The sequence below is a fragment of the Pseudoalteromonas rubra genome (assembly GCF_005887115.1).
Lineage (GTDB): Bacteria > Pseudomonadota > Gammaproteobacteria > Enterobacterales > Alteromonadaceae > Pseudoalteromonas > Pseudoalteromonas rubra_F.
In genome coordinates, this window is record NZ_PNCJ01000030.1 from 80,303 (window position 1) to 104,044 (window position 23,742).

17 protein-coding genes are annotated in these 23,742 nt (G+C 46.5%); 3 read left to right on the plus strand and 14 right to left on the minus strand.

Features of this window, described 5'->3' with window-relative positions:
- Positions 1-155: 155 nt before the first annotated feature.
- The 6 genes from CWB98_RS18350 to CWB98_RS18375 form a co-directional block, all read right to left on the minus strand.
- Complete coding sequence (locus CWB98_RS18350) at positions 156-1,853, minus strand: hypothetical protein (protein ID WP_138546167.1); 1,698 nt, start codon at positions 1,851-1,853, stop codon at positions 156-158.
- A 315-nt stretch (positions 1,854-2,168) separates the two neighbouring features.
- Positions 2,169-4,850 carry an ATP-binding protein gene (locus CWB98_RS18355; protein WP_249364718.1) on the minus strand — a complete coding sequence of 894 codons (2,682 nt, stop codon included), beginning with the start codon at positions 4,848-4,850 and terminating at the stop codon, positions 2,169-2,171.
- A gap of 39 nt (positions 4,851-4,889) precedes the next feature.
- Entirely contained in the window at positions 4,890-7,121 is a 2,232-nt protein-coding gene (locus CWB98_RS18360) for a TonB-dependent receptor (protein WP_138546168.1), read from the minus strand.
- A 165-nt stretch (positions 7,122-7,286) separates the two neighbouring features.
- Complete coding sequence (locus CWB98_RS18365) at positions 7,287-9,524, minus strand: NAD(P)-binding protein (RefSeq protein WP_138546169.1); 2,238 nt, start codon at positions 9,522-9,524, stop codon at positions 7,287-7,289.
- A 9-nt stretch (positions 9,525-9,533) separates the two neighbouring features.
- Positions 9,534-10,496 (minus strand): acetoacetate decarboxylase, encoded by a 963-nt coding sequence (locus CWB98_RS18370; protein WP_138546170.1) that lies wholly within the window; start codon positions 10,494-10,496, stop codon positions 9,534-9,536.
- Between the two features lie 164 nt (positions 10,497-10,660).
- Positions 10,661-11,275: a hypothetical protein gene (locus CWB98_RS18375; protein ID WP_138546171.1), complete on the minus strand. Its 615-nt coding sequence runs from the start codon at positions 11,273-11,275 to the stop codon at positions 10,661-10,663.
- Positions 11,276-11,566: 291 nt separating this feature from the next.
- Between CWB98_RS18375 and CWB98_RS18380 the strand changes: the two genes are divergently transcribed.
- Positions 11,567-12,451 (plus strand): transporter substrate-binding domain-containing protein, encoded by an 885-nt coding sequence (locus CWB98_RS18380; RefSeq protein WP_138546172.1) that lies wholly within the window; start codon positions 11,567-11,569, stop codon positions 12,449-12,451.
- Positions 12,452-12,458: 7 nt separating this feature from the next.
- Here the strand turns inward: CWB98_RS18380 and ccoG are convergent, their stop codons facing one another.
- The 5 genes from ccoG to CWB98_RS18405 all read right to left on the minus strand — a co-directional run bounded on the left by ccoG (position 12,459) and on the right by CWB98_RS18405 (position 19,915).
- Positions 12,459-13,844 (minus strand): cytochrome c oxidase accessory protein CcoG, encoded by a 1,386-nt coding sequence (ccoG, locus tag CWB98_RS18385; RefSeq protein WP_138546173.1) that lies wholly within the window; start codon positions 13,842-13,844, stop codon positions 12,459-12,461.
- A gap of 138 nt (positions 13,845-13,982) precedes the next feature.
- A complete protein-coding gene (locus CWB98_RS18390; RefSeq protein WP_138546174.1) occupies positions 13,983-15,419 on the minus strand; it encodes a sigma-54 interaction domain-containing protein in 1,437 nt (478 codons plus the stop codon).
- Positions 15,420-15,483: 64 nt separating this feature from the next.
- Positions 15,484-16,827 (minus strand): DUF1501 domain-containing protein, encoded by a 1,344-nt coding sequence (locus tag CWB98_RS18395; RefSeq protein ID WP_138546175.1) that lies wholly within the window; start codon positions 16,825-16,827, stop codon positions 15,484-15,486.
- A gap of 12 nt (positions 16,828-16,839) precedes the next feature.
- Positions 16,840-18,888, minus strand: coding sequence for a DUF1800 domain-containing protein (locus CWB98_RS18400; protein WP_138546176.1), 2,049 nt, complete (start codon positions 18,886-18,888; stop codon positions 16,840-16,842).
- A 73-nt stretch (positions 18,889-18,961) separates the two neighbouring features.
- Entirely contained in the window at positions 18,962-19,915 is a 954-nt protein-coding gene (locus tag CWB98_RS18405) for a GlxA family transcriptional regulator (RefSeq protein WP_138546177.1), read from the minus strand.
- Between the two features lie 97 nt (positions 19,916-20,012).
- Here CWB98_RS18405 and CWB98_RS18410 point away from each other — a divergent pair, with 97 nt between their 5' ends.
- Together CWB98_RS18410 and CWB98_RS18415 are read left to right on the plus strand one after the other, a co-directional pair.
- Entirely contained in the window at positions 20,013-20,420 is a 408-nt protein-coding gene (locus tag CWB98_RS18410) for an MAPEG family protein (RefSeq protein WP_138546178.1), read from the plus strand.
- A 44-nt stretch (positions 20,421-20,464) separates the two neighbouring features.
- Positions 20,465-21,253 (plus strand): metal-dependent hydrolase, encoded by a 789-nt coding sequence (locus tag CWB98_RS18415; protein WP_138546179.1) that lies wholly within the window; start codon positions 20,465-20,467, stop codon positions 21,251-21,253.
- A gap of 55 nt (positions 21,254-21,308) precedes the next feature.
- On the opposite strand, the gene CWB98_RS18420 is transcribed toward CWB98_RS18415, so the two are convergent.
- The 3 genes from CWB98_RS18420 to CWB98_RS24260 form a co-directional block, all read right to left on the minus strand.
- The gene (locus CWB98_RS18420) at positions 21,309-22,721 is read right to left on the minus strand and encodes a glycosyl hydrolase family 18 protein (RefSeq protein WP_138546180.1); all 1,413 of its coding nucleotides are present in this window, start codon (positions 22,719-22,721) and stop codon (positions 21,309-21,311) included.
- Positions 22,722-22,901: 180 nt separating this feature from the next.
- Positions 22,902-23,099 (minus strand): hypothetical protein, encoded by a 198-nt coding sequence (locus CWB98_RS18425; RefSeq protein ID WP_138546181.1) that lies wholly within the window; start codon positions 23,097-23,099, stop codon positions 22,902-22,904.
- A gap of 197 nt (positions 23,100-23,296) precedes the next feature.
- Positions 23,297-23,742 (minus strand): hypothetical protein (locus CWB98_RS24260; RefSeq protein ID WP_212751149.1); only part of this gene is annotated, 446 nt, incomplete at its 5' end.

Below are 23,742 nucleotides of genomic sequence, written 5' to 3' on the forward strand. Positions count from 1 at the left end.
CCGGTTAACGACCGATACCCTGTTAAACATAGAATTACTGAAATAAAGACAACACTAGACATTGGTCGATGCCAGGAAAGAATTTGATCTGCCGCAAACTTTCGGTTAACCGAAAAAGTTACAGGCCCTCTGCCGAGGGCCCAGTTAGATTGAGTTTATTCATCAACAGGCCAGGTATAAGGGACCGTAGGCACGGACAAGCCTCGGTCGGTTATAGATTCAGCTACTGTCTTGCTTGGGTCGGTTGGTGCCCACAAGTCCTGATTAAACACCAGCGCCGCATCTTCCTGAGCGATATCACCTAATACCCCACTGGCATCAATATCAAACACAAAGCTGCCTGTGCCGTCATAGCTGCACGAAGCCGTTGGTGCATATTCAATATTCGCTTTGCTGCCGCTGCCGTCATAGGTCGCCGTAGCAGTGTCGTACTGGAAGAATTGGCGTTGCGTGAATGCCTGCATGCTGTGATCGTTTCCCGGGCCAGCCCAGTTACAGATAAAGCCTTGGATCAGCCCGTCGGTGTCCTCTATTTGCGACCCGTAGCCAAAGTGCGCTTCGCCATTATCCAGACTGGGGGAGTTAAACCCGATATTAAAAATTCGACTGTTGCTGTCGTTAACTCCGGCCTGCCAAACATAGGCATATTGCCCGGCCAATGTGGTCAGGTCAAAGTTCGCACCAAATATCGAAAAGTTCTCGCTCCAACCATCGGGGTTATCGACGTTGTGATACTTGTTGTTCACATCAACCTGTTTATCAGTATTGAACATACCACTGTTACCGTGACCACATAGGGTGACCACTCTGGCTTGTAAGGACATGTTGTCTCCAGCCCGCTCGTAAGCCAATGATCCTGCTCGAGTGCGCTCGTTCTGAGAACAATTTCCGCCGGGAAATTCAATGCCACTCACGCCCTGCTCGCCTTCAACCAGATAAGTCAGGTGACCTGAATAATTCATCAGATCGGCGCCGGGAGTATGAGCCATAGAGAGTGAAATATCGTAGTCGGAACCACTGACTGTATAAGTGAGCGAAATGGTATATTGCCATTCACTACCAGCACGGGTGATAGCGGCAGTGCTGAACGTCACACCAGAAACGCCTTTGGCATTCATTTCACCGGTTACATCAATACTGCTGCCATCTGCAGGCAGGCTCATACCAGAATCAAGCGCCGCAGAAACCATGCTGGCTAAGGTCATCAGGCTCATTCGCGATTGATCCCTCAGACCACTCAACAACGCGTTGGTCTGAGCCACTGCACAGGCATTGCCATCACTGTCACTTTCCAACCACAGTCCTAAATCGCCGCCCGGTAAAGTACCGGAAGCTGAAGCCGGGTCGGTCGCATCCGGATGTCCTGTATAGGCCACCTGAGGCCCAAAACAACTGGCATTCGTGCTGTTGCGATAGAACGACTGAACTCGAAACACATCCAGTAAAGGCACAGTGCCATTGAGTATGCGACCAATCCGCTGTGTCGACCATAAATAGGTGGGAACTGACGGCCCGTACTCTACCGCAGGCCGGGCGCCAAAACCACGTTCCACCTCGTTGCTGCTGTCACTGAAAGGAGATGATGCCATTACCTCTCTGGGGAAATAGGCGCCACGCGAATCATCCGGTTCGTTCTGATCAGCACCATCATCCGAGCCGTTGTCGCCAGACCCTGCATCACCCGAGCTATCTCCTTCAGAACCGTTATTACTGTCCCCCGAACTACCATCGGATGAATCATCAGAAGCGGCTTGTTGTTGATCCTGAGCATTGGTGCTACCAGGTTCATCGTTGCCTGACGATGAACACCCAGCCAGTAACGCCAGTAAAATATAAGGAATATATGTTTTCATAGTTGCATACCTTGTTGTCTAACCCGTTTTAAAGGTAAGCCAAAAATACCAACAGCTCAAAAAACAACCACCCCGAAGTGTGAAATTATGTTTGAACCTTTTGCGCTAAAGCTTTGATGTTTCTGCTTTTGCACAAAGTTGGCAAAAGTATGTATTCTTATTTAGATTTCGGAAAATAGACTAGCGTAGTGATTACATTACAGTTTGTTGAGTTTTACAAAACAAAAAACTGTAAAAGTCAAAGAACATAAATTGAACAACTTATTACAATTAAAGCTATGTGTTATTTACCTTATACCGCTTACTCATCTGCAATCAGATCGCCTGATTGCACTCCGATTGCTGTATTGCAATATGTATCAGTTCAAATAAATCTGCCATTGGTTCTTCAACTTTGTCATAGTCTTTTTCTTTAAGTAGCCCATCAATTTTCGTAACTGTCTGATAGATGTCATGGCAATCAAACATAGCAGATGTACCTTTGAGCGCATGAATAGACCGCGCCAGCCCATCAAAGTCGTGATATTTCAGCTGGTTTTGTAACTGTACAAGCTGTTCATGCAGTCCTGCTATGTACTGGGATTTCAGTAAAGAAAACTCTTCGTCAGGTAAAGCGAGGTCCTCTTCAACCGTGATGTTCAGGTAGTGACTGACTTTCTTTGCAAATTCAGCTCTGTCGATAGGTTTGGCGAGGTGATCGGTAAAGCCAAGCTTGAGATAACGTTCTACCTCATGGCTCATGGTATTTGCCGTTAACGCTATCACAGGCGCCGTGCAACCCGTTGCCTGAATAAAATTAAATGCCTGTTCACCGTCCATCACCGGCATCTGGATATCCATCAGGATCAAGTCAAACTCGTCATCCAGTACAGCTTGCACAGCAAGCTGACCATTTTCAACGGCCGTAACACTCAACCCCATTCTCTCCAGAATACGCGTGATCAGACGGCAGTTGTCAACATGGTCTTCGGCCAATAACACTTCGCCTTTTAACGACTCGGTTTCATAACTTTCTGACTCTGTGCCTGGTTCCTCAGATTGGTGAATTTCTGAGAAAGTATTTAGCCATTTGGTGCGCTGCGTGGTATACAAGCCCACAGACAATGTAAAAGCAGTCCCTGAGCCGACTTCGCTCTCAACGGTGATATCACCATCTAGTTTCTGCGCCAGACTCTTCGATATATTTAGTCCAAGACCGGTACCACCATATTTTCTGGTCGTTGATGAATCAGCCTGATGGAAGGCGTTAAACAGTTCTTTTTGCTCCGCAGAAGTCATTCCAATCCCAGTGTCCTGAACCCGAACAGACAAGGTGTCCTGAGTGCAACTCACATCGATAGAAATTTTGCCTACCGAGGTAAACTTAAGTGCATTGGAAGTCAAGTTTAGCAATATTTGTCGCAGCCGAGTGGGGTCAACTACAATATAATCAGGCAATGGAAAATGATAATTTAACTCAAATTCCAGACCTTTGTCTCTGATCTGTTTACCCAGTAGTGATTCAACATGAGTAATGGATTGGAATAAGTTCGCCTCAATGAGTTCAACTTCCAATCGATTAGCCTCTATTTTAGACATATCTAGAATATCATTAATCAGCCCCAGAACATGGCGTGAGTTTTGCAAGATCACCGAAATCGCATGGTTACGCTCATGAGGTTTGATATCACCTAACATGATACCGTCTGCGTACCCTATGATAGACGTCATCGGAGTACGAATTTCATGACTCATGTTGGCCAGAAAACGGCTTTTTGCTTCACTGGCGTCACGCAGCTCCGTCGCTAGCTGCTCCAGTTCATAAGTTCGCTTAAGGACTTTTGCTTCAAGATTTTTATTCAGCTCTATGTTTTCTTCATTCGTCAGGCGGTATTTATCTGCAACCGCAAACGCCAATAATAAGGCATCCAGGGCGGTGCCTATCAACCCGATTAAATATAAGTTGATCGCAATTGGGGGGAGTAAGCCGAGGTTGGTGAAGTTCCCAACCATATTTGGAATCGCCATACACACATAAGCCAGCACAAAATAGCGCGCTGGTTTAAAGCCTTCCATTAGCCGCAATATGCCAACGTAAAGCCCCATACACAAAGCTGACCCCGTGGCCAGCGTTGCCCACAAAAAGCCAAACCCAGGAAACAGAATACAAAATGGTGCGCCAATCGCACCGATCGCGCCAACCCAAAGCGATGCCGTCGATAAGGAGGGGTGTGTTTCCTTAAGCTTAAGCAGTTGATTATAAAATAAAACATTAGTAATCGGCGTCAGGGCAAAACCTAGCCAATGCAAGTGAGCTGAATAAAACCCAAAGAGCTGATCTGAGATGTGAAAGAAGTGACTCCAGGCAAATACCCAGGTTGCCGCAAACATCGCATAATAAAGATGCGTCATGTCTTTTGAGCCAATGTATATCAGCAAATTGTACAAACCAAGTACAATACCGACACTAAAGCACAAGGACATCAAAAGGTTGTCCATGGTAACCTGGCGCTCAAATTCCTTTACAGGTATAAGTTCCAGCTTAATTGGCGTATAAAAATAGTCACTTTCAAATAAAGTGACTATGTAATACCTCTGATTTGGTAACAGATGGATTTTGTTGCCATAGTGAAATGGGTATTCGTTGGCATGCATACCGCCCGTAAAGAACCGCTCAACCTCCGTTTCAGAGTAGATTCGCGTCTCTACGTTGGATAACACCGTGTTATAGGGGTAAAGCACCAGGTCCTGATACCTGGAGTGATTTTCAATTTCTGTTACTAACCAGTACCTGCCAGAAAACAACGCACGTTGCGTTTGTTCCGCTTGCATACTTGCCCACTGTTCTACCTGAGCAAAACTATCCGGGAACCGTGCGTTATTTTCGGCTGATAACACTAAGCCCTTGTCATGCAGATTATGCCCGCGTTGTGTTCCGTCGAACACATATACGTTTGCGCTGACAAAAAAAGTGCAAAAGCACAGTAACATTGTAGTTAATAGTCTAAAACTACCCATTTCGGACCTTAACTTTGATAACTCAGATCAAAAGCCCGGCTAAAACCGATACGAAAAATCAACCCCAAGACGTCTCCCCTCTCCTTTAAAGTCTTCCAGCATACCCAGAAATGCACTAAGATCGAATTTTAAATGGCTGTATTCTTTATCAAATAGGTTCTTTCCCCAAATACCTACTCGCCAGTCACCCTGTTCAAAGTGCACACTCCCTCGCCATAAAATATATCCAGATTGCATTGCATAGGCATTTTGATTTTGGTCGAAGTAATATTCTGATTGATAGTCAAACCCAACTATTGACACTAACTCTCCTTGCCAAAGTGGTAAAGAGTGTGTGAGATCCGCATTAATGTTCCACTCTGGAGTGAAGGGCAAACGGTTGTCTGTTAATACATTGCCAACTGGGTCGGTGAATTGATCAAAGTTCGCTTCGGGCACATAACCCGCGGCACTTCTGAACTTAAGAGACTCACTCATTTTATATTGTACTGCTAACTCTGCGCCATATATTGTAGAACTACCCACATTCTCAAGCAGCTGCAATGGCGGAGCACCAGGCACAGTGGATGCCTGATTCATAAACACCTGTTGGTCACTATAATCGTAGAAGAACAACGCGCCGTTGAGCGACAGGTTATCGGCATTGTTGTACTTTACCCCCACTTCATGGGCATATAACTCTTCCGGACCATAGTCTGCCAGGCGAGCCTGCTCTTCGGTCGCGAGTAAGCCGCCATTGTAGCCGCCACTTTTAGTCCCATTGGCAAAGCTATAATAGAGCATTAGTGGATCTGAAAGCTGATAATTCCAGGCCAGACGACCAGACAGTCCATCATCCTCCACTTTTCCATTTACCCGATAGTAAGGAATGGTCACACCATCAAGCTGTGCCACATCTAATATAGTATTTAGCCGGGAAACAGAGTCATAATCGACAGTCTCATCGCTGTAACGAAGGCCCACTGTAATACGATGTGCGTCGTTTAGTTGCCACTCATACTGAGCAAAAACCGCTGCTGACTTCACAATAATTTCATTGTCGTAGAAAAAAGTATTTGTCAGGGTTGTGTCTAACAGACCACGCATGTCACGTAAAATGTCATTAAAGTTGTCCTGATATATACGCTCTTCAATATGAAATAAGCCCAGTGTCAGGTGGTCTCTGTCTATGGTTTGACTGTATCTCAATTCATTGGAGAGGATTTCATTTTTAAGCCCGAGCTCCCCTTCACATAATCTAGCTGGACTACCATCACAGTTGAAGGCATGGCGCCTGTCCAGACGATTAAAGCCATTTATGTAGGTCAATTGCTGACTGTCAGATAACTGCCAGTCTCCCTGGACTGTCCAGCCTTTATAAATTGACAAGTGTGGTGAATTATTATTTACACTAACAGCCCAATAATCAGAACTGCCATCATTAAAACCAAACGCATCGTAGCACCCAGCGCCTCCCGCTTCACTCGGGGTACAACGAACTCCATTTGCAGGATCTTTGTAAATACCTATACTACCAACTGGTTGGACAATGCCATCCCAGTGACCATATTCGAGCTTTGCATACAGTGAAAATGCATCCCACTCAGCCAAGTAACTGAGACGGAGGTCTTGCTGTTTTAGACCCGCTTCTGGAGAAGGCTCAAACAAGTTGTAGCTCGTATATTCATAGTCAGTATGGTTAAAGGAAAATCGCAGCGCGCTTTGGTCATTCACCCGTGCATTATAGGCCCCCTGAACCCGACGCCACTCGTCAGTGCCCACACCTGCTTTAATAAAACCATAATTCCCGTCATCTGGCCGCTTGGTCCTGACAAGTAATGCACCACCGGTACTGTTACGGCCAAACAGGGTGCCCTGTGGTCCTTTTAACACTTCAATTTGTTCAACATCAAACAAGTTCGCAATCTGATTGTTTGCAGAACCGACAGGTCTGCCGTCTATATACATAGCTATAGGTGACGTATTGGCCGTATTGTAATCTATCAACCCAACACCACGAATATTCAAAGCAGGTGGAGTGCCTTCCGCTGCGTTCTGGCTGACCTTAAAATTGGCGACATATCCACCCAATTCGCTGATATCTTTAATGCCTTGCTGGGTCATGTTATCGCCATTGAGTGTGGCGATTGAGATACTCACTTCCTCTAGTGTTTGCTTACGTTTTTGCGCATATACCTCGATGACTTCCATACTATCACTGTTTGCAAAAACACATACGGGAGAGAGAAAAACCGAAATTAATGATATTGAGATCGCTGAGAGTTTAAACATATCCGTGCTCTTTTTCTGCTTCACGCTTGTGCTTGTTTGAGTATAGTCTAAATGTAAAGACCTCCAACAAAATTGGAGGCCTTTTGTATATTCTATCAGTAGTTAGCTAACGCTGTTACCTGACCAGTTACCTGACCAGTTACCTGACCAGTTAACTGAGCCAACTTAATCAGGTTTAAATCCATCCTCCCCACTGATGTTTTCCGGCAACCCGCAAATTGCACGCGAAGTTTGCATACCAGCCATTACCGCGGCTTCTACACACCCGGCATTTACGCCCGTACTGATCCAGTCTCCTGTCAGGTACAAGTTTCTAAACACAGTGCCGTCCGTTGGTAACCTGTACTGACTGCTATCGACAACCGATAATACATAGCGCTCACTGGGGTCAACATTCACACGCCAGTACTGGCTGTCAAATCGTTCTTCACCCTGCGCAATGCTATCATCATAGAGTGTGTTCCAATTGTACTGCCCTGCAGCATTGTAAGCATTGGGCCACAGCGGTTTCATTTCAGTCGCCAGTTTGTTAATCGCATTGACTTTAACTTTGGCCTTTTGCTCAGCGGGGAAAGCATGATCATGGCTAGGCGGATATTCCTCACAGCCAAATGCACTACAAAAATACGCGATATTTTTTGGGCCGTTGGCCGACCAGTCTTCGCGAGGTAACAAGAAAGACATCGCAGCCCAGGTATCAAATGGTTGTGAAAAGCCACTGAGTATAGGCCGCTCTTCACTGGGCGGTGTGTAGTCAAACCCGAGCTGCTCGTCAGTTTGATTTAGCCAAACCTGAAACGCTTGCGTTGCCACCGTTTTAACTTCACTGCTTTGCAACCTGAGCCCACTATCTAATGCCAACAGTTGAGGACACAAATGTTCCAGTCCGCCCACTGAGATGCCAAAGATCACTTTATCGAAATCTTGCCCTCGCTTCAGTGATAGTCGGGGTAAAGGAGTACCAAATTCAGCTTCATAAAGTGACGACCAATTACTCCAGAATGATTCCAGATTGACATTGTGCTGTTGCAACAACGCAGCCTGCGCATCGTCTATCTGCTCATAGTTAGGCCGATCCGGCCAACATGGTAGCCCTTTTACGTCCACAAACGGGTCATAGTGAGCATTTTTCAGCTTAACTTGCTGCGTCATTGTGATTTCATCAACCACATATTCACCGTCTTGCAATGCCGGGATCAGTTCATCCACTTGATGGAAATACTCAAATTTCACGCCACGCTTACTGAGTAATTCATAGATAGGTGAAAAGATGATGTCGCCCATGCCCGCTTGCATTTTCCACATCACTCCACCACGGTAGCATAGCATCAAACGTAACATCGCCAACGAAGCAACGCCCGCTTCTACATTCCCCTTGTCAAAGTCACCATCGACATAGCCAAAAACCAGATCGTAAAACCCCCTCACAGGAGCCGATTCAACCACATACATTTCATCTGCGCCGTTGCGCTTCAACCAGGCTTTAAAGTCATACTTGTTTATAGCTTCAAAGCCATCTGAGTGGACATGATCCCTAAGCAGACCTATCAACATCGCGATAGCCAGATCGGCGCAAATGTATAAACGCCTGATCACTGGATGGTCGTCCAGCAAATCTCGAGCTTCAGCTCTGAGCCAGCGTTTGAGCTTACGGACAATATACCAGGTCACCAATCGGTCTCGGCTGTTTGACAAGTTCTTGTCTGCTGCCCGCAAGTTGAGTAACTCATGTAGCTGGGTGATCAGCAGTCTGGGAGTAGACCAGATTTCTTTTGCCTCATCTTGAGCGCTGTCAAAAAAATCAGACACTTTGTCTTCCAAACTGTCGAATGCCGCAGTGATCTCGCTCGCAAGGTGTTGCAGCAAACCACGGTCACGGCGCTTTCGAGTTTGTAAGCGGATTTCCCGGTGCGCAGCCTCAACCTCGTCTTCGAGCCCATCAATCCATTTATGAAGCCAGGCAATGGTCATCTGGATCAGCTGCCAAAAGTGCAGATCCAAGGTGCCATCTGCTGGATTACCCGGTACCAATGGAAAATCAATCGGCCAGGTTTCCCACTCATTGTCAATGTACTCCTGCAACACCACAAAACTATGTGGTTTTAGTGCCTGCTGCCAGGTTGCAATCGGCACTGAATTGGGCCTATTGAGATTGTTGTAAACCGTTTCAATAGCCCGAAATGAGTTCACATACGCACCAAACCAAACATGTAAGCCATGCTCCTCGATACGCTCGTGCACATCCGGGTTACGTCCACTTGCCCCTTTACCTCCCAACCGCCAGCCAAGCTGGTATACTGTAATATCGTATTGTTCGTGCCAGTTTTCTTTCTCAGTCAAATAGACCGCGGCGGTCATGGCTGACACTCCACCACCCAAAATTGCGATTTTTTCTTTACTCATTACGTCCACCTATCCCAAATCTGCCTTAACAATCTCGTGTGCACCATCCTGATCAAAGTCCATACATAAGTAATAAGGCAGCTTGGCAAATTGCTCGCCGACTGGGATCCCAAACATATCTTCAAGTGGGAATGCATCAACCTGGTTAAAAGTGACTTTATATTCATCTTTTAAAAAGCCCAGCTTGTGTAGTTTTTTAACCTCCGAGGGTGAATGAACAACGGCGCTATATACACTGTTTGTGGCAAATCCGTCGGGAAACTGCTTGAAGAAGATTTGATCTAGCATTGGGTTCGTGAACCCGGTGAGTAATTGCTTAATAAACTCACTACTAATATCGATTTCACTGGCACTTTCGTGCAGTAGCTCAGCAACTTCCTTACTGATCTCAACCGCCTCTTCAAACCAGGTGTCATCATCAGCAACACGATCAATAGACAGCAGCTCGTACCAGGCCATTTTCTTATTTGGATCATAAGGTTGGAATGTTTCCAGGCTCAGTGAAAAGTGATCAGCATGACGGCGATCTGCAGGCATTTCGTAGCGACACAAATACTTATTGTACCCCCAGGTCTCGCGACCATTGATCAGCGCATTAATGTTATTGACTGTGATGAATGCCGGATACCAGTATAGGTGAGTCATGCGGCTGGTATTTTTGCACACCTCTGCCACCGGTACCCAAATGATAATGTCTGTTTCCTGCATATAGCCATAATTGCTAAACGGTGGTACTTTGGAGGCGATATTTTCGATGTCCGTGAACGTTAGCAGGCAGTGAGAGGAAATGGCTTTATACGTATTGGTTTCGTTCGGGACGGAGTTCAACGTAGCGTCGAAAAAGGCTTGTATTTTTTCAATTTTTCCCTTCACAAAAAATCCGTACATCATTGCATTGAGCATTCTGCACGGGGGTTTAGCAATCGGGTTGCCGAGAAAGTGGCGATAAGGGACAGTTAGTTTTTCAGACATAGAAAACTCCTTCTATTGCGGTGGTGACATGCGGCATCTGAAACACAGTGATACCAAATCAGTTTGCTATCACTGCTCCTTTACATTATCAGTAACCACCACTTCGCAACCTTAGGCTGTACTTCCATGACTGATAACTGGGGCGTGTTAAGTGCCTACAACGATTAAGATGACACTAAGTCTAGTTCATCTTTGATACGCCGATAGTTAAATTTGATCTTTGCCAGTTGTGCCACTTCCTCCTGGCATTTCGCCAGATAATGCCCATAAGCATCACTGTTATAATGGCTCGACAGGCTATTCATAAACCCGTGTTCATATCGGGTGCGAAAACACTCGATATTTGGTTGTTGTTGCAAAATTTCCATTATTGGCACAATGTCAAAATGGTGTTCCTGATAGGGGAAGAAAATATCGACTCGACAACCAGGGTTGAGGTGCAGGTAGTTACGGATCTGCCCAGGGTAAAAAGCAATGAGTTTAACGGAGCTCTTAAGCGCAATAGCTGACAATGCACGCCAGGCAGCAACAGCCCCAGCGCTGAAGGCGATAATGAGATCAGGTTGGTATGCAAGGATGTCATCCAACACCTGCCGCATATATTTGTCATGCCCGACTTCGTCAATAAAGCTCTGGTATACTTGGTTTTCTGGAAGGTTTATTTTGGCCTCAAACTCGCCATAGGGCGAACTGACTTTATAATCCGCCCCAAGGTTTTGTGCAAAGTCCTCAAGATAATCACTATGACCGAATATGTCACCAACGATGAGCGTAACCATAATTTTTTTCTCTTATTTCCAGTAAAATTATTATTGTTACGCCAACCCCTTATCATAACTGAAAAATGCACCGATTGCAGCGTAACTGAGTTTAACTGTCCATGTTCTTTAATTAGCGCAAAACTTTAGGGGAACCTTTTAAAATGTAGCAAAACTTTGCAATTTGTAAAAATAATTTAAAAATAAATATTCTTAATTACCCCTTCTAAAGAGTCGAGCTGTGCAGCCTTTCCTGCGTTTTGAATCACCTCTGCTAAACTGATTAGTCAGGTAACACTGTCGGAGTATTGCGTGAAAGTTTTTTTGCTGCTGTTAACATGTTTTACTCTATTTTGTCATGCACGCACCGATAATGACGTCATATCATGGATCACCATAGATTTTCCGCCCTACTATATCTACTCAGACCGGGACGAAGGCGAAGGCCGGGATGAGCAACTGATTACGCTCTTACATACTTTGATTGATAATCGGCAACATCAGCGCCAGGGGTTTCCCGCAAGCCGCGCCATTTATGAGCTTAGCCACAGTCACTCTGGTTACTGTATGGTCTCCTTATACAAGACAAAAAGCAGGGAAAAGCACATCACCTATACAAAACACTATTCCACGCTAGGCCTGGCACCCGGTTTGGCGCTTCGCAAAGAAACAGCCCGTGCACTGGGTCTGAACGTCCATCAAGATATCTCCCTGGTCGAACTGGTCGTCAAGCATGGACTTACGCTTGGCGTTGCCCAAAGCCGTTCATATGGACAAGCACTGGATCAGCTCATTACACGATTACCACGCGACCAAATTGTTGTCAGGCCAGGTTGGGACACCTTGCAAAGCCTGACCAACATGTTACTGAAGAAACGTGTCGATTTAGTGCTGGGCTACCCCAGTGAGCATTACTATCTGAGTAAACGTCTTGGCACCGACAACCTGACTCAGCTGTCCTTGTCTGGCGTGCCACTTGTCGCCAAAGGTTATATTGGCTGTACTAACAATACAGCTGGTAAAAAACTGGTTCAGCTCTTTGACAATGCACTCATCAGATTGGTAAAAGAGGATGATTACAAAACGATTATGTTAAAATGGCTACCGGATCATTTAAAGAGTAAACTGAATAGACACCTCATCACTGAGACAAATAAACTCAGTAATGAGGTGTACATCGGAGAAGACCGAAATTAAAACGCCTTTAGCGATTTTTGTAGAAGTAACTTTCTTTTTCAATCGTGATGCCGGCATCTTCTTCAGCTGTCACGATAAAGTTAATGGACGTTGCAGTGCGACTAAGATCGTAACCATCAGCGGTAACAGTTACAGGCACTAGCAGCATTTGCCCCGCTTCAATCTTAATAGATTCGGGCGCCGAAAGAGTCGCGTGCTCTATCCCACTTATACCGATCCGATAATGCAGAACCTGCTGCGTTTTGTTGATAATGCTCAGTGTGTAAGGGTTTTCAACCAGTCCTTCATAGTTTACTCGGTATAACGCATTTCGGTCACGGATCACCGAAGCTTCTATAGGCGTACGATTCATCGCCCAAATCACCATAGTGACAACAATCATGGCGAATAAGGCCGCATAGCCAACCAGCTTAAGTCTGAATGGATTGGTCTTTTTGCCAGATAGTGTATTTTCACTGGTGTACTTGATAAGTCCGGTGCCATAACCAAACTTGTTCATCGTCTCATCACATGCATCAATACAGAGCCCGCAGTTAATGCATTCGTATTGCAATCCGTTTCTGATGTCTATACCAGCCGGACACACTTCAACGCATAAATTACAATCAACACAATCACCTAATCCCATGGCTTTGTGATCTGCCTTGCGCTTTCTGGGGCCTCGGTTTTCACCGCGTGCCGCATCGTATGAAACGACTAAGGTGTCTTTATCAAACATCACAGACTGAAAACGAGAGTAAGGACACGCTACATTGCACATTTTCTCTCGCAGGAAACCGGCGTTTCCATAAGTACAAAACGCGAACAGGAAGACCCAGAAACTGACCAGGCCAGACCATTGCAGAGTAAACATCTCGATATAGAGTGTTTTTGCTGGTACAAAATAGGCCATGAAAGAAGTAGCAGTAAAGACGGAGATGAGTACCCATACGGCATGTTTTGCCAACTTTTTAGAGACCTTTTTACTATCCCAGTTACTTTTATCCAGCTTAATCCTTTGGTTTCGAGTCCCTTCGATCCGATGTTCAACCCAAGTAAACATCAGCATCCAAATCGTTTGTGGACAGGTGTAACCACACCACACCCTACCCAACCAATTAGTTACAAAAAACAAGCCAAACGCGCCGGCCATGAATACCCAGGCCAGGATCATGAAATCATGTGGTAATAAAGTCACGCCGAAAATACGAAACTGCTGAGAAGCCACGTCCAGCAACACTGCCTGCTGGCCTTTGTACGGGATCCAGGGAATAGCAATGAAAACCAACATCAGGAACCAGCCCAGGTAGCGACGGATCTGCTGAAAAGGTCCCTTTTGCTCACGGATATAGATCGGCCCGTCCTGCTTATAGGGCTTAATGATCATATCTTCTTCTTTAATATCGAACTTCATAATACTTGCTTATTGTCAGTGAAACACACCCATACAATTTGCAAGTTTCAGACCAAACTGAAAGTTTTTAACACACTGTTTTAATTAAAATTTTAAAATCACCAAGAAAGCAATCTCGTGATATATCACGAAACCTCGCTATATTTCGCGTTCTCTTTGAATGTTTAGCTTTTTCATTTTAGATCTCAGGGTGCTTTCTGGCATACCTAGCAGGGCTGCAGCACCTTGCTCACCTGCTACACGCCACTGGCAAAGATCAAGCACCGTTACTATGTGCTCACGTTGAGCATGTTCAAGGGATAAATCCTGAGCTACAGGGACGCCACTGGTATTAGCTGCCAATGCCTGGGTCAGCCTCAATGTTCTGCCAGTCGTTAAAATGGCTTCGCGTTCCAGAATATTTTGCAATTCGCGGATATTACCGGGCCAGTCATACGCCTGTAGTTTTGCCAGCGAAGACTTGGCAATGCCTCGCAAATGCTTGCCTAAACGAGCATTGAGCCGGGATAGCATATTGGCACACAGTAGTGGAATGTCCTCCAGACGTTCTCTGAGCGCGGGCACTTTGATTGGAAAGACGTTCAGCCGATAGTATAAATCCATCCTGAATTCGCCTTTTTCGACCATTTGCCATAAGTCTCTGTTTGTGGCAGCTATGACACGAATGTCCACCGAAATCGTTTTGCTACCGCCAACACGCTCAAACTCCTGCTCCTGCAGCACTCTCAGTAGCTTACTCTGCGCTTCCAATGGTAATTCGCCAATTTCATCCAAAAACAATGTGCCCTGATGTGCCAATTCAAAACGCCCCTTGCGTCTTTCATTCGCCCCTGTAAACGCCCCTTTTTCATGGCCAAATAACTCAGATTCCAGCAAACTCGGCGAAAATGCTGCGCAATTAACCCGTACAAAGGGCTGTGTGTTACGCAGGCTCAAACGGTGCAGGTTACGTGCGACCAGCTCTTTACCGGTGCCATTTTCACCCAAGATAAGGACGGTACTATCAGTCTGGCTCACCAGCTTGATCTGCTCGAGCATGGTCTGAAAAATATGACTCTGCCCTACCAGCCCCGAGTCTTGCCAGTCTTCATTGATCTCTGCAAGGAGGTAACTATTTTCCTCTTTAAGCTGTTCAGAAAGTGTCTGAACCTGTTCAAGTGCGTCCCTCAGTGCCTGCTCAGCTTCAACTTGTTTGGATATATCGCGAAATATCGCGACAGCACCTACTATCTGCTCATCCTTAAAAACCGGTGTTGAGGTATATTCTACGGCAAAGCAACTGCCGTCTTTTCGCCAGAATACTTCATCGGTGACATGACGGGTCTTGCCGTCAAACATAGTGCGATAAATCTGACAATGATCAGCAGGATAAGGTGTGCCGTCTGCATAACTATGGTGGTGATACTGATGAATTTTCTTGCCCAGTAAATCATCCGCTGACCATCCGGTCATTTTTTCAGCAGCCGGATTAATAAAAACCGCATTGCCGGACAGATCAAATCCATAGATCCCTTCACCCACTGCATTAAGCAACAGGCGGGGATCATTCAAAAATTGTGCAATTACTGAAGACATAGCTTACCTCGTGACATTTCACGAGCTAATTTACCACGCCAGTCGTTGAAGAAAAACCGAAATACTAACTCTTAAATAAGGACAGTGCCTGCGCATCAAAATGACTGAGATTGGGAAACAGTTCTGTCAATTCACTGTCGGCAAGACCAAACCAACGTGCAAGCGGCGCAAAATATTGCTCGTTACTGAACGCAGGGATCAGACGCCCGCCGCCAACATCTTCATTGCCATCAAGTCGCTGTGCCATCATGGCTCCGTGAACATCCCCTCCATTCACCGCGCCACCCAATACCAACTGGTTGCCCGCCCAGCCATGATCTGTCCCGTCACCATTAGAGGTCAAAGTACGTCCAAAATCAGACATAGTAAATGTGGTAACCTGATCTGCCAGGTTAAGTTCAGCCACTGCACTTTGAAATTCGACCATGCTTTGCGCCAGTCCTTCCAATAAAGCCGGATGGGTTGATTCCTGATTGTCGTGCGTATCAAAGCCGCCCATGGATACGAAGAAAACCTGTCGTTTAGCACCGAGCTGAGACTGAATGCTGATGGTTTTTGCAACTGCAGCGAGTTGCGCAGACAAGCTGGATTCACCAAATTCGGTGGTTAAAGTCGGTGCCTGCTCAAGTAAGGTATTCATATGCAAGGTGTGATCAATAGAGCCATTCAACCTGCTCGCATAAGCTGCAGCCAAGGGGTGTGCCGCCTCACTAAACAAAGTTTGCATAACACGCCGCACATGTTCAACACGCGGTTCATAGCCTCTCAATGCATTGATTTTACTGATCCCACTTTTACTTAGCGCAAAAGCACTGGTATTAGTACCTGTTTGCCAGGGATTAGCTCCATCAATTGTAATATTACTGCCAAATACCGTCCCTTGATCCAGCCTCTCTAACAACCTGGCACCCCAGCCGGTATTCAGAGTCTGCTTTTCCTGACCATGCATCCAAGTCGCTTGCTGATCATTGTGAGAAAAAAGATGCTGTGGCAGTGGAACGCTTTTAGCTTTGTATTGTGTCAAAGACGTCGGCGTAATTAACGTACCGACCCCCCCGACGAAAGCAAGCGATTGCTGTTCAAAATGCGGCTGCAGTGCATTCAATGCCGGATGCAACCCCACTCCCCCTTCGAATTCACTTGTTGAATTGAGAACCTTCGCTCCCTGCACGGCCAGATTTTGTCTGCTTGCTTCATACCAGGTTCGTGGCTCACCACTTAGCGGCACCAACATATTCATTGAGTCATTGCCACCATATAGATATACACACACCAGTGCTTTATAGTCAGAAAAACTGCGCGCCTGAATGCTGCCAGAGAGGGCCTGAAGCTGCAAACTGGTCAGCGCTGCCGCAGACATGCCGCCTTTCAGGCACAATGACAAAAAGTCTCTTCTGCTTTTGTTCATCTTCTTTGCCTCCTAATACTGCACATTAAATTCAGGTGATAACGACACCATGAACAAAAGCTGCCCAACCCTGTCTGCTGCACTCTTATTACTGAAGTATTCGTCCAGCTCAATCAGGGCATTTCGAGTCGACTCTGACATATTGCCAGCAAAATACAGCACGTTGTATCTGTTAAGCAAAGCGTTCAGACCGTTTGACTCCAGCAAAGTAATATCACTGTGGCCATACAGGTAAATCGCTGATGGATTCAAGGTCGTGTGACGCTCAGCCATTCGCCATATTAGGTCACTATATTGTTGGTTTAGAGTGCCTATCATAGCTGCATCATTGGCTATCTGTAATTCAGGCGCAAATAACCCCTGAGCGCTGAGCTCTGCCGGTTGGTGATCAGGCCGGAAAAAATTAAATACTGATGGTGATAACATCGGACCCTGACCATACCTCTCATCGAGGTTCCAGGTGAAATAGTTACCTTCTTCGCTGTGAGCATTCAATGTGCGCCACATCTGAACACTTTTTAACAGTGGCTCCTTGATTTTACCCTGATAAGCAAGTACCGAACCATATCGTCGGGCTTCGTCATCGAGGTATATTGCGCGGACCACCGCGCTCAAATCCCCCCTAACACCGTTTCCGTTGTCACTAAATACCTCTGCTACCCGTGCAACATACTGAGCTGAGGGATTAGAGGTGATCAAACGCTGGATCAGTTGCTTACTGATAAAAGGGCCCACATTAGAGTGGTTGAATAAGTTATCCAGCGCCATCTGCATAGACTCTTCAGGTCCAACTCCGGCAGGGATCACGACACCATTTAACAGCGTTTTTTCGAGTGCGGAGTGATATTCAGGAAATGCCTGCATAGGCAGGGAGAAGTTCCGGCTCGGGCGATTCCAGCGTGCTGAAAAAGCAAAGGTCCAGCCAGTAAAAACCCGCGCAAACCCGGTTATCTCCTGTTGGGAATAGGTCGCAATGGGCTGATTATCTTCTCCCAGTTTCACGGAGCCATCCTGGTTGAGCATTTCAAGCCCTATGGTGAACAGCTGCATGACTTCTCGCGCATAGTTTTCATCAGGGCGGATATTACGTTCAGGATCTGCTTTTTCGTTACCCAGATGACTCAGGTAAGTCCCCATGACAGGAGACAAGGTTACGGCTTCCAGCAAACTGCGGTAGTTACCAAACGCATGCTCAAGCAACAAATCGTAGTATGCCAGCATCCCTTCCGGTTCTCCTTTAAGCGCATTGTTTGCGTCCGATACCACAAATATTTCACTTAAAGCGAAGGCAACACGCTGTCTGAGCTGGTCGTCGGCATTTAAAGTGGCCTTCCACCAGGCATCTATGCGGTTGATTTGATACGGGGTATCCCTATCTGGATAGTTATCAAGTAATGGCGAGTGATACGTTGCCGACAATGCCATTTGGTCAGCTAACCACTGCTCTTCACTCATGCCCGTTGCTGCATTCACTTCTTCGAGTGTCGGTCCCATCGTGCCCTGGTGCAGGAGCATGGCGGCCTGAATATCAGACATTGCATTGCTGGCGTAGACCTCGATTTCTGTCGTTGTTTCAGCGCCCTGAGCACCTGTCACGGTAACTGAAAATTGATAGTTATCACCTTCAGCCTGATAAGTTTCGGGTATCGTTACGGTGAGGATTGGGCCGGTAACATCGCCCAGCTCTACTGGAGGCCCACTAAGTTGTTTCCATAGGTAACTAAATGAGGTGTCCTGAGGATCTGCAACATTTGCAGATAAAGTCAAAGACGCGCCCTTAACGACCTCGGGTTGAACAATAGAGACTTCTACTTCAGGAGGCGCATTGTGTGGCTCGGAGTCGCCGCTACCCCCTCCCTGATCACCAGATGGGTCTACTGCTTCACCAGTATTGTCATCTGCAGGCGTATCGGTGCCACCCGAGGGTTGCTGGGCGTTGTTTGCATTCGCTGTCGTATTAGATGAAGCGTTATCAGTGGCGGTGCCACTGTCAGAGGAGCCACCGCCGCAGGCAACAAGAGTTGTCAGGCAAAAAGCGACCAGACTAAGATGTGCATTCATAATTGCAGAGTCCACAATGACACTTAATACTTTTATAACAGTAGTAAGAGAAAATACATATACTAAATTACTATTATTCTCTAAACGCCTTCATACTAGTCTGGAAGTGTTTCTTAAACTGTTTCGCCAGCGCTTGTGGGTCCTGATAGCCGACCTTATACGCTATCTGCTCCTGAGATAAAGTGGAACTAGCCAACAGATGTTTGGACTTCTCCAGCCGAACCAGGCGAACGTAATCCATGGGCGTCATGCCAACGTGTTGCTTGAAGCGTCGAATCAAACTACGCTCTGACATATACACCGCACCTGCCAGGCGTTTCAGACTCAAGGTCTCGTTAAGCTTTTCTTCGATAAGTGATTGTACCGCTCTGACTTGTTCATCTGCATGATCCAGTAGCACACTAAGCCTGATAAACTGATTTTGATTTGCCGACTTTTGCGGAATTGCCAGCCAGGAGGCTATTTGCTCCGCGACCTCTTTTCCTGCCATATCGCTGATAAAGGTCAGGATCAGGTGTAAGTAACTGTGTGCCGCCCCGGCTGTGTAAACGTTATCACTACGAAACACTATTTCATCTGCTTTAAAGTCTATATGCGGAAAGTACTTGGCAAAAAATGGCGCTAACCACCAACTCGCAGTAACCCTGTGTTCATTAAGCAATCCTGTTGCGGCCAGATAAGCAACACCGCAACAGCCCGCTAAATGATAACGGCAACCATTGAGTGTATTATCAAGCCCATTAAGCGCCTGAGTTACCTGTCTGCATTGCTCCCATAACGTATCAGGCCCGCTGTACTGAGCCCCCACCCAAACAATGACATCGTAACCTCTTAGCTCAGTCAAAGTGGCATCACAGTGAATCGTCAGCCCCTGGCTACTGGCAACCTGAAGCTCGCTGCTCAGTGCTGCAATTTTCCAGGTGAAAAACTGCCTGCCCATTACCTGATTGGCCACGTTGAAGATGTCTATTACACCAGTTAATGCGCTGGCGAATACTTTAGGAGGACACAAAAGTACAACGTGCATGTCATTTTTAACCTGAAATTAGTCAATATTGACACAGTAACTTATCGCTTGCCTCAGATAAAGTAAAACCAGTCTTAATTAAAAAAGGAACAACCCAATGTGGATCCATATCCCAATCTTTTTCTTAGTGTTACTTTACACCTTATTGTGGTTTACCACTGCCACCTTGCGTATTCGGGCAGTCTACCAACGGAAAATATCTCTGACAGACATACGCTTTGTCAGCAAAGAAGGCTTTCCTGAACGGATCAGGTTACTGACCAACAGCTATGATAATCAGTTCCAGCTGCCAGTCTTGTTTATTTGTCTGTTACTCCTGCTGCACATTCAGGGGATTCAAAGCCAGATTTGGTATGTGTACAGCACCGTATTTGTTGCTGCGCGATACTGGCACTGCTACGAGCACATCCTTGGGCACAATCTGAAAATGCGCACTCTGGCTTTTGCCCTTGGCAGTATCATACTGTTCATTGCCTGGTTTACTCTGCTGTTCCAATCGTTTTAAGTAACCCTTTGTTTTTGGGCTAGTCATATGCTGAAAATGCCATTATGATCAGACTGATAGAACAGCCACAGACACGTTCTGTGGCTGATGTAGTCTCCATTCATTCGGAAATATATTCAGTGGCTAATTTTGCAACTCACTTTAAAGTATCCGTGGTGGTGAGCGCCGCCGCTTCATCCGTTATACTGGCAACCAACCTGGCCAATCTTAACGATGTGTTGGTGTTATTTATCGTAGGTTCGCTAGCCGGACTGCTCCCTGACCTTGATGCCGACAAATCTCGCTCTTTAAACAGTTTGTTTTCAATTTTCGCGCTTTGCGCCGCAATCAGCCTGCCCCTGGCCATCGAGTTTAATTCATTGCTCAGCATTTGGTTGTCTGGGATCGGCATCTATTTGCTTTTCATGTACGCCCTGAAGCCCATCTTCGAAAGCTATACCATTCACCGCGGCGCAAGCCACTCACTATTGTCTGTGATAATGTTTGCCGTCATCGCTATTAACATGCCCTTATTTTTGGGTAAAGCGCTGCCTTTTTCACTACTATGCGGTGTAATGGTCACACTCGGCATGTTGACCCACCTGACCCTGGATGAGTGTTACGCGGTGGATATTAATAACAACGAACTGAAATCTTCGTTTGGCAGTGCACTTAAACCGATTGCAACCAGTGCTCCGCTGGCATCAACCCTGCAATTAGCCGTGGTACTGCTGGGCAGCTATTTGCTCCACCCCTATTACGAGAGCATACCTGAAGTTATCCAGCACTGGCAAAACAGGCTATCTGATCTGCCTTTACTGCCGGATCTGGACACGCTAAAACAATTTTACTAAGCACACATGAGTTCAGCAGCTGCATTTGCCGCTGAACTCTGAGATTATTGCTGAATTACTGACAGGTATAACTGGGGGCTAAGCCTTTTGCAACTTCCCACTTTGCAGTGAGCAATGAAGCCGGGCCCTTGCTATCATGAGACAGCTCCCAGTTCATAATACCGCCCGCGTTTAGCTTGGCATACTCAGTTTTTGCCCGTATGGTTGGAATACCGTTGTAATAACTGTTGCCATCTGTATCCCGACAGGCGTTCGCTGGGTTTTCCTGCACCAGTGTCCGATATGCCTTCCAGGTTGGGCGCGCATAAAACGGCACACCTAATACTGTTTTCTCTTTGCTCAGGCCACGGCTCTGCCAGTATGCAATTGAGTCTTTGGCATACTGCATCGACGCATGGTTGCCATTGTTCGCGTCGTAAGCCATCAGGTTCAGAAAATCGATATCCTGGAATACAGACTCCAGAACCCCACCGCCTGTATAGCCTAGCGCAACAACAGCAGCGGTCAGGAACTTACCACGAGCACGTAACTCTGCACTTAACTCCTTCATCAACAGTGCATAGTTATTAGCTGAGGTGCCAGGATCCGGATATTCCCAGTCCATATCTACACCATCCAGGTTATGCAGCTCTACGAAAGCCATTACTTCGCGTACAAACGTCGCGCGACCTTGTGCTGACGCCGCAAATGTTTCAAATGCGCTGTCATCGCCACCATTCCAGCCACCGATAGCAATGCCAACTTTTACATTGTTTGCATGCGCTGAATTTACCAGCGCTGTCATTTTGTTCAAATTTTCAAGCGGCTGAAGCGTGCCATCCGCGTTAGGTAATAAGAACGAGTAATTGATATGCGTCAGTTTATCAAACTGGATATCACTGACAGCCCCCTGCCAGCTTGGGAAGTAGCCGACAATTTTAAAATTAGGATCACCCGGAGGGAAATCATCGGCAGCGACTGTAAAGTTTACAGCGCTGGACTCCCCTCTGCCGCCCGCGGCATCGACTGCAAATACCTGTAACTGATGGCTACCTAGTCCTTGTGCTTGCCAGGGTACAGAATACGGCGCGGTATTGTCTGTCGCAATCAGCGTTCCATCGATAAAGAATTCAGCCCGCTCAATCGCAACACTCTGCGGATGAGAAACAGATGCTGCCAGATCGACCGGCGTCCCGATAATAATGCTCGCATTGTTGCTCGGTGAGGTCACGGTTACTTGTGGCACCGGATCAGTTGCATCGCAATTACCATCCTTATTCCATACAGCATAAGTCGTTGAGTTATTCGCCGGGTTTTGATTCTGAGTCCACCACTTTGCGGTGTAACTCACAGACTGATAAGTGACTGAGTCCCCTTTGGTATACACACTCTGAGCCTGCCAGTCAGTTAAGTTACTACAGTCAACCGCAAGCGCGACTTCCATTGCACCAAGCAATGGCAGCGCCATTAATAAATTTTTATATTTCATTACCTTTTCCATGTTGTATTTGTCGGCAAACGCAGGCCGCACCGACGTTTAAAGAGTTGATGACCTGCCCTCCCAGAGTAACAGAGCGAACAAAAATCATACAAACAACATATTCTGCGACCTTAGTCTAAGAGCAAGCTGTAAAGGCGCATCTAAGCGACAGAGTGATAGGAGGCGCTTTCAGTGAACACAGATCCACTTGTGTTGTAAAAAGGAGCATGTTTGAGTAGGTGTATTTGCTATGCGTACAGTATGGTTTTCCTGCAGCGGCTCCAGGTTTACCTGCTCTACAACACCGTCGTCATCCGGCACACGATACGGGATCCATTTAAACCAGCTTTTCAGTGCTGAGTAGGTTTGTTTCGGTGTATTTGTCATACGTACGGAGTGGTCTGTTGGTAGATCCCGCATCAAGTGCGGGATGACGGCAGTGTGGACTTGTATGAATGGAGAAATACATGACACTTCGTCAGAAATCGCTCTATATATCATGAAAGCAAGGAGTATGTTTGAGCCGGCGTATTTACTACACGTAAAGTGTCGCCTTCCAGCAGCGACTCCAGGTTTGCCCTGCTTTACCACACCTCCAACAGCAACTCCGTCGTCATCCCGCACGCGATGCGGGATGACGGTAGTGTAGACCTGATGAATGGAGAAATACATGACACTTCGTCAGAAATCGCTCTATACATCATGAAAGCAAGGAGTATGTTTGAGCCGGCGTATTTACTACACATAAAGTGTCGCCTTCCAGCAGCGGCTCCAGGTTTACCCTGCTCTACCACACCTCTAACAACAACTCCGTCGTCATCCCGCACGCGATGCGGGATCCATTTAAACCTGTTTTTCAGTACTGAGTAGGTTTGCTCCGGTGTATTTGTCATACGTACGGAGTGGTCTGTTGGTAGATCCCGCATCAAGTACGGGATGACGACAGTGTAGGCCTGTTTGAATGGAGAAATGTCAGCGTTCTCACCTAAAATATTTTTAAACCCAAACGCAAAAAGCCCGACTCTTTCGA